We start from the raw sequence: 13,018 nt of genomic DNA on the forward strand, positions 1-13,018 counted from the left end.
AGTGCAGCGGTAGTTCAGTTGGTTAGAATACCGGCCTGTCACGCCGGGGGTCGCGGGTTCGAGCCCCGTCCGCTGCGCCATTCTCTTGATTCCCTTGTCTAGAGAATGTAGAGTATAAAGATACATTCGTTATCTTTTCTCATTAAGGGCGCTTAGCTCAGTTGGTAGAGCGTCTGCCTTACAAGCAGAATGTCGGCGGTTCGATCCCGTCAGCGCCCACCATTATTTCATTCCGAAAGTTAAATTTTTCAAATATTTAAGTTGCTTATTTATTTGTAATTCTTAATCTATATTTGAATTCTTTATATAAGTCACTCTAAATTTAGTTGTTCTATTTTAAAGCTCAATGTTTATATCTCCAATTGACTGAAAATCATTAGTTAAGTTATTTCTTATTTGGATAAATGACTTTTGTGTTATTTAATTTGGGGCTATAGGTTTAAAACCTAACTGTGTTTAAAAGTGATTGCCTGAGTTATAGACTAAAAAATTATTTCACATAAAATTTTCTTAAAAAATTTATTTTATATTTTTATTGAATAGACTTCTCTTATATTAAATTTGCCATGTAATGACTCAAATAGAGCTTTATATATTTCATAAGTTTACTAGGTCTATTTCTAACGAATAACAATACTTTCTTGCGTAAAAAAACTGCTATTTTTTAATAGCAGTTTTGAAATAAGTCATTCTTAATATTCGTTAAAAAACCATCCACTTGCAAAAGCGAAATATTCTCGTAACCAAGAATTGTAGCGAGTAGCTAAAGGTGTTTCAGCAGCCACTGTATAAACTTGCGTATAACCTTGTTTTTTAGCAATAGCTGCTGCTCGTGGAGTGTGAAAATCGCTTGTGACAATAGCTATCGGTTGGTCGAGGGTAATGTGGTGCTGTGCTAATAGTGGTTTACTATTCATTAGATTAAGTTCAGTACTTGTACTTTTATCTTCAAGTATCATTCGTTCTTTTGCTAAATGATAATGTTGCTCTAGATAACGCGACATCACTAATGCTTCGCTTTCCTTTTCTGAAAAATCAAGACCTCCCGTTACAACAACTTTTGCTTGGAGCTGTTTTAGAGCAATAGGGGCAGCCGTATCTAAACGTTTTGCAAGAATTTTGGATGGTTGACCATTTTCAACGCCACTACCTAATACAATGATTGCATTTACTGGAGGCAGATTTTGACTTGTCTCTTTATTCTCTTTAATAAAATCAAAGAAATAGCCTAAGCTAATTAGCCATATCCAGAGGCATAACCATCCAAAACGCCAAAGTGTGTGTAAGCGATAGTGATAGAAGAAGAAACGCTCTAAATGATAATAAAATAAAGAATAGAGGTAGAAGAAAGCGCCCAAAATTAAAGGGATAATTGTGCCGACATTAATTTTATTGAGACAAATTAGAACCAATCCATCTAGAAATAAAATCGAACCAATGATTGCTAGGAAAATACGGATCCACTTACTGACTTGCATTGTGTTTACAGTTGCAATTTAAATTGCAGACAGTGTATGCAAAATCATTCTGAATGCAATAAAAAACCGAGTAAAGCATCTGTGCCATTACTCGGTTTTCTGATTTATAGGCCTTTAATAAACATCGCGGCGATAACGGCCTTGTTGTCTTAATTCATCTACCTGTTCATCACCTAGAATTTCAACCAGTGCTTGGTCGACTCCGCTTGCCATACCATCAATACTACCGCAAACATAGAGAACAGCGCCGCGCTCTATCCAGCTTACTAATTCTGCTGCATTCTGACGGATTACATCTTGAACATAAACGCGTTGTTCTTGATCTCGGGAAAATGCTAGATCTAGGCGTTTTAACATTCCTGTTGTTTGCCATGCTTCAATAGTTGATGCATAGAAGAAATCACATGCTCTTTGACGTTCACCAAAGATTAACCAGTTTTCAGTGTAGTCATGACGAGTACGTGTATGTAACAGGCTCATTAAACCTGCAATACCGGTTCCGTTACCAATACAAATAATAGGGCGGTTGTCATCAATAAGATGGAATGATTCATTGGTACGAATACGTAAAGCAACGTCATCATTGACTTGAGTATGTTGAGTCAGCCATCCAGAACCTAAACCTAAATTACCAGACTCATCATGCTGTTGACGAACAACTAAACGAAGCACTTGCTGAGAAGGAATACTCGCAATTGAATATTCGCGTGTTGGTAGAGTAGGGAGCTGTTCTAATAAATGATCTAGATTAGCAAATGGTTCAATTTCACCAGTTAAGTCTTTATTCCAAAGCGCTTTCTCAATTGAAATCTCTAATGAGTCAACTTTTGCATTTTTAAGAATATGATGCTTCTGCAAGAATGCGTGAATACGTTCAGGGCTATTACTAGGCTGAATTTCAGCAATATCACCAGCTTGCCATATTGCTTCATGCTTTGCGTTAAGCTCAATATTATAAGCAGGTTGCCCTAAGCTATTTGGATTGAGTAAGTCACGTTGTTGTAATGTCCATGTATCAAAAACTTTTTCTAAATTTACAGCATGCAAATCTAATTTAGTTGCTTTCGCAAGTGATTGATTCCAGTTTTGAATATCCGATAGGTTTACATTATCAACTTCAATTGTATTAAAGAGGGCATGAGCACCATTAGTTTTAAGCCAAGCATCTACTGCATGACCAAAACTACAATACGTATCAGGATATTCTTTAGAACCTAGCGCCAAAACAGCATAGTTCAAGTGCTTAAGATCCAGATTCACTTTTAAAAGCTTTTTAGCAAAGCTTGTCGCGAGGTCGGGAGCATCACCAGTACCATATGTACTGATTACAAATAAAACCTGCTCATGCTGCTCTAAATCAGATTGTGTTAGCTGCTGTACAGGTTTAACCAGAACTGGTTGATGAGCTTCTTGTAAACTTGTTGCTGTACTCCAAGCAAGTTGTTCTGCTACACCTGTTTGAGTTGCGTAGGTAATAAGCCAAGGCTTTGCATTTGGATCAATATATTGCCCTGCTAAAGACTGACGAGCCGCCTGTGTTAACTTTTTCTGTTTGCGGCGTTTAAGATAAAGCATCAACCCTGTAACAAAGAATAAAGGCATTGCCAATGAAGCAAGCATCGCAACGAATTGATAAATTGGTCCAAAGAAGCTACCACGGTGCACGGGTAACATACTGCTCATGATTTTTTGATTAAGCTTTTTATCTTCGTAAAGCTCCATCTTTTCGATAGTGCTAGTTTGATAATTATAGATGGCTTGGTTACGTGCACGTTCGTGTTGCGGGGTAGCATCGACAAAGCTTAACTCAATTTTTCCATCATCTTTTTTCGGTAAGTTCAATGTTAGCGTCGAATAATCACGTCCGACCTGACTATTGAATCCACTCCATGTTTGATTAAGTACTGTAATGAGCTGAGTATTATCTAACTGAGGCTCTGATTTTTTATCAGTATTATGCTCAGATCGTTTATTTTGTTGCATTCCTCGATTTTGAGGGGCAGGGCCATGACCTTGTGGCTTGGGTTGTTCAACGCCCATCACTTTGAACATGCCACTACGCCACCAGTCATAAGACCAATATAGACCTGTACATGCGAATAGTAGGTAAAAAACAATGACCCATGTGCCGACAACAGCATGTAGATCCCAAATAAAATTTCGGCCTTTCAATTTTGGTTTAACCGCGAGCCATTGACGGGCAGAATGTTTTTTAGGCCAGCGTAAATATAATCCACTCAGTACAAAGTAAATTAACATTAAGGCACAGGCACCAGTAATTTGCTTGCCAACTTCGCCTGCGGTTAAATTACGATGAATTTGTTGTATTAATAACAACAGTTTTCGGCCTTTAACATCGGGCAGAACCTGAGCGTTATAAGGATTCACCATCATATTATAGCCACGGCGTTCACCTTCTTTTTCAATATTGACAGTAGAAGAGGCGGTTGGATCCTTGGCAATCGTAATGCTATTAATTTTAATTTCAGGCTGAGTCGTATTGAAATATTGATATAGCTGAGCAGGGGTTAATTTTGGAGTGCTTTCAGCTTGAACAACATAACTATCAGAATTTACCCATTTTAAAATTTGTTGGTCATAAGAATAAATTGCACCTGTTACACCCATAATGGATAAGATTAGGCCAGCAGTAATACCCAGAAACCAATGAATTTGAAATAAAATTTTTTTAAACATGGTCGAAAATGTAAATATGATGGAGATCTTGTAACGAAGTATAGCCGAAGATTGAGTAGATAATATGGATTTTGGAGATAATATTAATTTTCATTATCATTTGTTTTTACTGTAATAAAAAACCTCCATAAGGAGGCTTTCTATAAAATCAAAACTTACAGAGTTTTCGGTTCACCTACAGCTTCTTTTAAATGCGTGCGAATCGTATTGAACGAGAAGTTTTTAGAATCCATGCGCTTAGGTAAAATATAAGCACCTTGTTGTTCTTGGCCTTTTGGATCTTTTACTTTGAAATTTACCAAGATGAAATCAGGTCCATTGTACCATTCGTAGATATTTTTCCATCCAATTGTACCAACGCCTTCTTGTTGGCCCATTTTTTGGCGCATCACAATACCATGAGGCTGCACGCCTAAACGAATACCTTTGATTTCCTGTACCGGAAATTCATTCATTTTGCGTTTAACGTACCATTCTAATCCGTATTTACGACCTAGGTAGTAAAGTACTACAGCGACAATAGCAACCCAGCAAAAAACAGTAGAGTAGTTCTTAATAAAAATAAGACCTAATATAGCTAGGGCTAAAACTACACCCATAATTGCCCAAATTTTTGTGCTGATTTTATTGGTGCTGCGCCAGATAAGAAGCTGAGCATTACGTTGTTCAGCTTCTGACACGTCATATGGAACAGGCTGAAGCGTATAAGCGTATAAAGTTTTCGCGGTCATAGTGCAAATAACAAATTGTAAACTGTTTTAAGTTTAGCACTAATTGGCATAAGTCAGGAAAGGATATTATGCCAATTTAATACTAAATTCCGAGGCAAATTTATAATGATGCAAGCTCACTGGCATCATTATCAAGATCATGACTTAGACGTTGTTTTAACATACTAAATCGGTTCAACACACCAAGCATGAGTGAGAGCTGTTGTAAAATAATGAGTGATTTTTGGTCATTTTCATCATTTTGGCTTAGACGCTGACGTATCGTTTGGAGCATATTTTGTGCTGTAAGATCAGGCATCTCATCTCTTAATAGAGCTCCTTGAATATCATCTAGCGCTTGGTCTAATAATTTAAGAACAGCTTGATCCTGAAGGCTTTCTCGATGTGCCCCAAGTGCCGCGATATAACTTAAAAAAGTATGGTTTAAACACAAAAATTCAAAAATATCGGATTTACGAGTTGGGTCAAAATCGGGTTCAGTCGCTAAAGTGGAAATAAGTGAAGCAACTTCAGCATCTGTATTGTGTGCAGCTCGACGTACAATTCGGTAATTGAGCGCATGATTGTGGCCTTCATGATATTGTTTGACGACTTCAGCTAAATAATTACATTGAGCTTGTAATGAACGTCTGATGTTGCGAGGCAAGCGTCGGAACTTCCAGTCGGGCCAAATAAATGTCACGCCAAACCAAGCTAGAGCACAACCAATTAAGGTATCTAAAAATCTTGGAATGGCTGCTGCCATTGCTGAACCGTCCAGATTAAAGTTAATTAGTGCCAAAATTGTAATAAAGGCAGTTGCTTGCGCATATTGTTTACTGCGTAACTCAAAAAACAGTACTCCACTTAATATCAACATAAATAGTTGCCCTTCAGTTGAAGGAATTAAGAAGATAATCGCAAGACCTACAATAATCCCAACTAACGTTCCAACAATTCGTAGACGTAAGCGGCGCTTGGTAGCGTTAAAATTAGGTTGGCTTACAAATAGAGCTGTAAGCATAATCCAATAACCATATTCAATATTGGTCATTTGGATGAGTACATATCCAATAAATAAAACAATCGATACACGAATCGCGTGGCGGAACAACACAGATTCGGGAGTTAAATTTTGTTTTATCCGGATGACAATATCATTCCAGCCTTGTAAATCATCATCTTTAAGCTGGTTTTCGGCTTGTTTTACTTTATCAGATTGAATGTGTTGTTCTGTTTCCAGATTGAGTAACTGGGAATCGATAGATTTTAAGTTTTGGTATAAAGCGAAAAGCGCATTTACCCATAAAAGGTCATAATGCTGATCACGACGTAACTTTTCTAATGAGAGGCGTAGGTTTTCAAAGCTTTGTTTAAACCTTTTATTATGGTTATAAGGTTTGCGTTGCAAAATACATTCATTTAACTCTTGGCAAGCTTTGCCTTGGATCGCCAAAATTCGCTGGAATCTAAATAAAATATCACTGTGCTGAAAAATTTTGGCTAACTTTTGATAATCGATATGAGCGGAGTCAGCACGTTCATGAATGTCTTGAGCGACAAAATAATAATGTAAGCTTCGGCGTGTATCTTTTTGCCCACGGTCGCCTTTTAAACGAGTTAATAAAGCTGTTTTTAAGTCGTTAAAAATCGTAATTAACTTACCGTTTTCTAATGACAGTTCGATCATACTTTGCTGATAGCTGGCAGGAGTCATATCTACATCAAACAAATTTGATTTTGCAAAGAGAAAATCGCCTAGGGATGCATAAGACGCGGCCAGTTTGTCTTGTAGTTGTCGAACTGGGAATAGTAAAAAACTAATAGTTGCAATTAAGCCATACCATGCAGCACCTGCAACTAAAAGGGCAGGTTGGATGTACCAGTGGTCAAAGAGGTGAACGCCCAACATGGTATATACTGAAACAACCAAACATCCATAAGAAATGGTTGCATAACGGCGCCCTAATGAACCCAGTAAAATCCAGCCAATACACGAAGCAATCAATCCCAAAGCAAAAGCCATTGGGTAGGGGAAAAGTAATTGTACGGAAGCTGCGGTAATGAAGAAACCAATATAAGTATAAATCAGGTTCATGATTCGTACTGAAAAGCGATCATCAATATCGCTTAAACCAGCTGCAACCACACCTAAAGTAAGTGGAATTGTTGCTAATTGATAGCCCAGAAAATAAGGCACGAAAGCAGTTCCTGAAAAGGCTATCAGCATTCGCACGTTATACATAAATGTTGTGTTATAAGTCGCTCTTTTTAGGCGTTTAAACCAAGATTTCAAAGGAAGTCCTTGCTGATCAACCTGAGGATAAAGGATTTGTGTATTTCTACACCAATGTTGCACAAATCATACGATAGACAGTGTAAGCTTGTCTGTATGCAAATGATTGAAAAATGAAATATCGTTATGTCTGAACAAACAGCCCAGCGTCAATACTCTATTGGCTGGATTATGTTGCTCGCTTTACTTACGGCTTTAGGGCCATTATCCATCGATATGTACTTACCTGCTTTGCCACAGATGGCGCATGATTTTGGGGTAAGTACACAAATGGTGGCCAATACACTACCAGCTTACTTTTTTGGTTTAGCTGTTGGGCAATTGGTTTATGGTCCTCTAAGCGACCGGATTGGTAGAAAAAAACCACTTTATTTTGGTCTCGCACTTTATGCAGTCGCAAGCTTATTTTGTGTATTGGCTACAAATGAATGGGGCTTGATTGCTGCTCGTATTTTGCAAGCTTTAGGTGGCTGTGTCGGCGTGGTTATGGCTCGTGCAGCAATACGCGATAGATTAGACGTTCAAGGCTCGGCACAAGCTTTTTCAAGCATGATGATTGTAATGGGGTTAGCACCTATTTTGGCGCCGATGATTGGAGCCTGGATTTTAATTTGGTTTCCGTGGCAAGCGATTTTTATTGCGCTTTCAATCGTGGGAGTCATATGTTGGTTGTGCGTACATTTCTTCTTTAAAGAGACCTTGGCAATCGATAAAAGACTCAAGTTGTCACCATATCAGGTAGTTACCCTCTATGGGGCTATTTTCAAAGATGCGAGTTTCCGCTTACCTATGTTTGCAGGCTGTTTAACAGGGGCGGCGCTATTTTGTTATATCAGCTCAGCACCAGCAGTTTTTATGGATCAATACGGACTGAATCAGCAAGAGTTTGCTTATGCCTTTGGACTAAATGCTTTTGGCATTATGTTGATGTCATCTTTAAATAAGCATTTAACATCACGTGTTGAGATCACTAAACGGTTAAAGGCAGGTTCACTTGTACAAGTGACTGGAGCCATTATTGTATTTATTGCGGGTTTAATTCCTGCTGCGCCTTTATGGCTTGTTATGTTAGGGCTATTTTTAGCTATTTCAGGCATTGGTTTAACAGGACCAAATGCAATGGCACTTGCAATGTCCAAACAAGGTGCCCGTGCAGGAACAGCCAGTGCAATTATGGGAAGTATGCAATTCGCTTGTGGCCTCTTGGGTGGCGTGCTGCTTAACTTCCTCATTTGGTCTGCATCGCTCAACATGGGCGTGATGATGGTGTTATTTACGCTGAGTGGGTTCGTTGTCGTTTTAAAAGCGGCGCAACAAGTAGAAACCAAGCCATTCTCATAGTTTTAAAAGAATGGCGACTTAGATTTTATTCGTCTAGAAAAACTGTGAAATTTTCGACAGGTTCTCTAGGTGTAATGAAGGTATTTACAATGTGATTAGGATCAGCATGACCTAACGCAATTGCACAAACTAGCTCTTCATCATCTGATGCACCCACCATATCTAAAACAATAGGGTGAAAATGGTTCCAAGCTGCTTGTGGGCATGTATCTAAACCACGTGCCTTGGCAGCAACCATCACGTTTTGGATCATCATTGCGATATCCATTTTAGACCCGATTCCCATGGTTTTATTTACTGTAAAGAAAAGGCCGGCTGGTGCATCAAACAGTTTAAAGTTACGTAACTGTTGTTCAGCCATTTTTTCTTTTTCGCCCTTTTTAATTTCGAGTAGACCATAGAGCCCCCAACCATTTTCGCGGCGGCGGTCAATAAAAGGGGATATCCATTTTTCAGGGTAATAGGCAAAAGTTTCTTTATATTGTTCTGCAAGTTCCGGGTTTTTTGAAACTTCGATTTGTGCTGCACAAACACGTTCAACCATTTCATTACGCTTGTTGCCTGTTACTACATAGACTTTCCACGGTTGAGTATTTGTTCCAGAAGGTGCTCGACTTGCGACTTGTAATATATCTTTAATAACTCCTGACTCAATTGGAGTATGTAAAAAAGCGCGGACAGAATGTCGAGAAGTGATAGCTTCATCAACGAGACGAACTTGTTCCAGATTCATGAGATACTCCTATATCATTTTCTTAAATATTTCATACTTTATTGAAGCTTAATTTCATGTTTTGAAAGTACTTCATTTATAAGCACAAAATATTAGAAAAGAGATATTCTTACAGGTATGATAATTTAATTAGTTTAGACATATTGTCTGATTAATCATAATTCGAATATGCCACTTTAGATTTAAATAGACAAAATAGTGTGATTTTGTCGGTTATAAAAATAAAAGCATAACAGTGAGTGGGTGAAAAATATTCAATTGAAAAAAAGGTATAATATGTTTAAAAACAGTACAAAACGGATAGTTTTATATAAAATATGACCATTTTTTATATAAAATTTTAATGAAAAATATACACAAAACTTTAAATTTCTGCATAATACCGACTTTTTTACGCAGGTATGATTTCTCCATACTCACGTTAGGAAATAGTGGCTGCAAACAAAATCCCTTTACAAAAAGGATTTAGTTGCAGAAATGGAGAAATACACGAGGTATAGGAGCTTTACATGAGTCTACCACTCATCAACAAGCAGTTCATGAAACAAGGATTGGCGATTACCATTGCAACCATGAAAATGAACGTAACTCACGCAGCTACTGAGCCACAAAAAATACAACAGCTTAGTACAGATCTAAACGCACTCTTCTTTGATCATGGAGAAAAGGGCGCAGATAGTCGCGTTATGGCGATCGCTTGTTACAGTCTTTGAAATTTATATCCAGTTTAGACATTTGCTCAAAAGTATATGTAAATATGCTTATTGGCTTAAATCCAGATTTTGTATAATTCGCTTAATTGATGGGAATCATTAGACGAGTTTATTTAGCGGTGGTCATTTGTTAGTTTCCAAGTTTATAGCTGAGTCGATGCATACTGTTTTTCCAAAAGCGGAAATTTTCAGTAGTGCAATGATATTATTTTGTCTGAAGGTCGCTTTCTCTCATGCAACCTTCAAAGGCTTAGTGTTGGGCATGATGTTGCTTAAACTTGTGACGATAATTGCTATTCAATTGACATTAAAAGTTTTTTCTTGAATTTACTGAAAAGTCCCGGTTTCTAGGGGCTTTTTTGTTTATTGCAGTATTTTGGCATGTGCTTTTAGCACATTAGCAAGGAACGTAAGCGGACCGAGTATGAATGAACAACTCAATGCCACACTGATGTCGTGGGTAAAATTTTTTAATGACCCTTTATGGGACTTTTTGGTTATTTTCTTGCTGGCTGTAGGTGTTTTTTATACGGTCTTAACAGGAGCAGTGCAAATTCGCATGTTCTTGCAAAGTATCCGAGTGATGAAAAGCAGTCGTACAGAAGGCGAAGATGAGCATGGTCTTACACCTTTTCAGGCGTTTGTAACAGGCCTTGCGAGCCGTGTTGGGGTAGGTAATATTGCTGGTGTAGCAATTGCCATCGCAATTGGTGGTCCTGGTGCAGTGTTCTGGATGTGGGTAACAGCTGTTCTTGGTATGAGCTCTGCTTTTATTGAGTCTACGCTTGCTCAACTATTTAAAGTTAGAGATAGTAAGACTAAACAGTTCCGCGGTGGACCAGCCTACTATATTACTCAAGGTTTACGTAGTAAAACCTTTGGTGTGGTCTTCGCACTTGCATTGATCTTTACCTACGGTTTCGTATTCAACTCAGTTCAAATCAATGCGATTGCTAATGCATCTTCACATGCTTGGGGTTGGGACAAAGCTAATATTATTGCTCATTTAGGTGGCGTTGATCTAGAAATTTCATGGGTTGGCCTTGCTCTTGTAGTTTTAGTGGCATTGGCAATTTTTGGTGGTATTAAGCGTATCGCTAAATTTGCAGAGATGTTTGTACCTTTAAAAGCAGGTCTTTATCTATCTGTTGCTCTATATATTGCAATCAGTAACTACGCAATTTTGCCTGATATTTTAAAGCTGATTGTAACTGAAGCTTTCAATTTTAATTCTGCAGCAGGTGGTTTCTTTGGTGCGGCAGTGTCAATGGCAATGATGCAAGGGATTAAGCGTGGTTTATTCTCTAACGAAGCTGGTATGGGTTCTGCACCAAACGCAGCGGCTGCATCTGATGTAAAACATCCTGTAAACCAAGGTTTGGTACAAATGCTCGGTGTATTTGTAGATACTTTTATTGTATGTACAAGTACTGCAATCATTATTTTGGTTTCTGGCGTTTACCAAGATGCAGGTTTTGTCGGTGTTGAATTAACACAGCGTGCCTTAGAAACTCAAGTTGGACATTGGGGCTCGGACTTCCTTGCAGTTCTATTATTCTTATTCTGTTATTCAGCTGTACTAGGTAACTATGCCTATGCAGAAGGTAATGTACAGTTTATTAATAACAATCCGAAAGTCATGTTCATCTTCCGTATTTTTGTATTGGTGATGGTGTACTTCGGTGCAATTGGTAGTGTTCCGCTCGTTTGGTCTATGGCTGACTTGTTTATGGGTATCATGGCAACCATTAACTTGATTGCAATCGTACTATTAACACCGATGGCGCGCACATTGTTGAAAGATTATCGTGAACAATTGAAAAAAGGCATTAAAGAGCCTGAGTTTAAAATTGATAAGTATCCGGAATTGAAGAAAAAAGTTGATTCAGATATCTGGTAAGTTAAAAAAGGCCTCTTATAAATAAGGGGCCTTTTTCACAGGGGGATAGATAAAATACTTGAGTCTAAATTTTAAACATGACAAATTAAATAAATTCGATACAGCTTTTCACAAGACTAGCAACTAAAATTGCAATCCGAACTTAAACCTCATAGTGCGAAGATAGGCCATGAAACAGCTTAAATTGTGGGTTCTCGGACTCTCTATGGTGTTGGCAGGATGCCAGACCACTACACACTTATCTGCTGCTCTAAAACCGCAAACAGCGGAGGCTTATGCTCGTTCTGTCGATCAGCCATTTGCACGAATTAAAAAACAGCAAAAACGTCCAGTTGTTGCGCTCGTATTGGGTAGCGGTGGAGCACGAGGTTACGCTCATATAGGCGTCATTGAGGTTTTGGAACAACATGGTATTCGACCAGATTTTATTGTAGGTACCAGTGCTGGTAGTATTGTTGGAGCACTTTATGCAAGTGGTAAAAGTCCTTCTGAATTACGTGATACTGCATTAAAAATGAAAGCTGGCGATGTGCGTGATATTAGTATCGGGCTAAAAGGTTTTTTTGATGGCAAAAAAGTAGAAAACTACGTTAACGAGCAAGTAAACAACATGCCACTCGAAAAAATGAAAATCCCAATGTATGTGGTTGCAACTGAATTAAAGCATGGCACTAAAACTGTGTTTAACTATGGTAATACTGGGCAAGCTGTAAGGGCTTCGGCTTCAATTCCAAGCATGTTTGTACCAACTAAAATAGGTAAATCTGAATATGTCGATGGCGGTTTAGTGAGCCCTGTACCTGTTGAAGTCGCTCGCGATTTAGGTGCTGATGTCATTATTGCTGTTGATATTTTAGCTCAGCCTATTTACACAGAAACCTCGAATGTCTGGGGACTGTTTAACCAGAATATTAATATTATGCAAGGTCGTCTAGCGGCAGAAGAATTACAATATGCAGATGTTGTTATTCAGCCCGATTTAAGAGAAAAAGCGCATATTTTTGATGTAAAAGGCCGTGAAGCTACTATGAAATCCGGCATAGATGCAGCTAATGCCAAACTTTCTGATATTCAATTTGCAATTGATGAGAAAATAGCTGAACAAAATTTATCTACGGATGGCTTGAGCGCACAAACCCAATAATTTAAC

General features: G+C 38.2%; 10 protein-coding genes and 2 tRNA genes. 7 read left to right on the forward strand and 5 right to left on the reverse strand.

Annotated elements, in window-relative coordinates; translation table 11 throughout:
- The first annotated feature begins 3 nt into the window (after positions 1–3).
- Both BMW38_RS13145 and BMW38_RS13150 read left to right on the forward strand, forming a co-directional pair.
- Positions 4–80 (forward strand) — tRNA-Asp (locus BMW38_RS13145).
- A gap of 66 nt (positions 81–146) precedes the next feature.
- A tRNA-Val gene (locus BMW38_RS13150) sits at positions 147–222 on the forward strand.
- Between the two features lie 470 nt (positions 223–692).
- Here BMW38_RS13150 and BMW38_RS13155 read toward each other — a convergent pair.
- From BMW38_RS13155 to yccS, 4 genes are all read right to left on the reverse strand, one after another.
- On the reverse strand, positions 693–1,478 hold the full coding sequence (locus BMW38_RS13155; protein WP_092708814.1) for a YdcF family protein: 786 nt from the start codon (positions 1,476–1,478) through the stop codon (positions 693–695).
- A 114-nt stretch (positions 1,479–1,592) separates the two neighbouring features.
- A complete protein-coding gene (locus BMW38_RS13160) occupies positions 1,593–4,175 on the reverse strand; it encodes a PepSY domain-containing protein (RefSeq protein WP_092708818.1) in 2,583 nt (860 codons plus the stop codon).
- A gap of 155 nt (positions 4,176–4,330) precedes the next feature.
- Entirely contained in the window at positions 4,331–4,906 is a 576-nt protein-coding gene (locus BMW38_RS13165) for an SdpI family protein (protein ID WP_005036343.1), read from the reverse strand.
- Between the two features lie 100 nt (positions 4,907–5,006).
- Positions 5,007–7,181 carry a YccS family putative transporter gene (gene yccS, locus BMW38_RS13170; RefSeq protein ID WP_092708992.1) on the reverse strand — a complete coding sequence of 725 codons (2,175 nt, stop codon included), beginning with the start codon at positions 7,179–7,181 and terminating at the stop codon, positions 5,007–5,009.
- Positions 7,182–7,307: 126 nt separating this feature from the next.
- Here yccS and BMW38_RS13175 point away from each other — a divergent pair, with 126 nt between their 5' ends.
- A complete protein-coding gene (locus tag BMW38_RS13175; RefSeq protein WP_092708821.1) occupies positions 7,308–8,522 on the forward strand; it encodes a multidrug effflux MFS transporter in 1,215 nt (404 codons plus the stop codon).
- 25 nt (positions 8,523–8,547) lie between these two features.
- Here the strand turns inward: BMW38_RS13175 and BMW38_RS13180 are convergent, their stop codons facing one another.
- Positions 8,548–9,255 (reverse strand): nitroreductase, encoded by a 708-nt coding sequence (locus BMW38_RS13180; protein WP_092708824.1) that lies wholly within the window; start codon positions 9,253–9,255, stop codon positions 8,548–8,550.
- A gap of 509 nt (positions 9,256–9,764) precedes the next feature.
- On the opposite strand from BMW38_RS13180, the gene BMW38_RS13190 reads away from it, so the two are divergent.
- The 4 genes from BMW38_RS13190 to BMW38_RS13200 all read left to right on the forward strand — a co-directional run bounded on the left by BMW38_RS13190 (position 9,765) and on the right by BMW38_RS13200 (position 13,012).
- A complete protein-coding gene (locus BMW38_RS13190) occupies positions 9,765–9,968 on the forward strand; it encodes a hypothetical protein (protein ID WP_005036353.1) in 204 nt (67 codons plus the stop codon).
- Between the two features lie 184 nt (positions 9,969–10,152).
- Positions 10,153–10,293 (forward strand): hypothetical protein, encoded by a 141-nt coding sequence (locus BMW38_RS19360; RefSeq protein ID WP_132071758.1) that lies wholly within the window; start codon positions 10,153–10,155, stop codon positions 10,291–10,293.
- 99 nt (positions 10,294–10,392) lie between these two features.
- A complete protein-coding gene (locus BMW38_RS13195; protein WP_092708827.1) occupies positions 10,393–11,868 on the forward strand; it encodes an alanine/glycine:cation symporter family protein in 1,476 nt (491 codons plus the stop codon).
- Between the two features lie 169 nt (positions 11,869–12,037).
- On the forward strand, positions 12,038–13,012 hold the full coding sequence (locus tag BMW38_RS13200; RefSeq protein WP_003655311.1) for a patatin-like phospholipase family protein: 975 nt from the start codon (positions 12,038–12,040) through the stop codon (positions 13,010–13,012).
- Positions 13,013–13,018: the final 6 nt, after the last annotated feature.

Source organism: Acinetobacter sp. yr461 (assembly GCF_900110445.1).
In the GTDB taxonomy this organism is placed as follows: Bacteria; Pseudomonadota; Gammaproteobacteria; order Pseudomonadales; family Moraxellaceae; genus Acinetobacter; species Acinetobacter calcoaceticus.

What these genes read in the sequence shown, in the direction of transcription:
- BMW38_RS13155 (WP_092708814.1), bottom strand. Translation starts at nt 1,478, where the DNA reads ATGCAAGTCAGTAAGTGGATCCGTATTTTCCTAGCAATCATTGGTTCG.
- BMW38_RS13160 (WP_092708818.1), bottom strand. Translation starts at nt 4,175, where the DNA reads ATGTTTAAAAAAATTTTATTTCAAATTCATTGGTTTCTGGGTATTACT.
- BMW38_RS13165 (WP_005036343.1), bottom strand. Translation starts at nt 4,906, where the DNA reads ATGACCGCGAAAACTTTATACGCTTATACGCTTCAGCCTGTTCCATAT.
- BMW38_RS13175 (WP_092708821.1), top strand. Translation starts at nt 7,308, where the DNA reads ATGTCTGAACAAACAGCCCAGCGTCAATACTCTATTGGCTGGATTATG.
- BMW38_RS13180 (WP_092708824.1), bottom strand. Translation starts at nt 9,255, where the DNA reads ATGAATCTGGAACAAGTTCGTCTCGTTGATGAAGCTATCACTTCTCGA.
- BMW38_RS13190 (WP_005036353.1), top strand. Translation starts at nt 9,765, where the DNA reads ATGAGTCTACCACTCATCAACAAGCAGTTCATGAAACAAGGATTGGCG.
- BMW38_RS13195 (WP_092708827.1), top strand. Translation starts at nt 10,393, where the DNA reads ATGAATGAACAACTCAATGCCACACTGATGTCGTGGGTAAAATTTTTT.
- BMW38_RS13200 (WP_003655311.1), top strand. Translation starts at nt 12,038, where the DNA reads ATGAAACAGCTTAAATTGTGGGTTCTCGGACTCTCTATGGTGTTGGCA.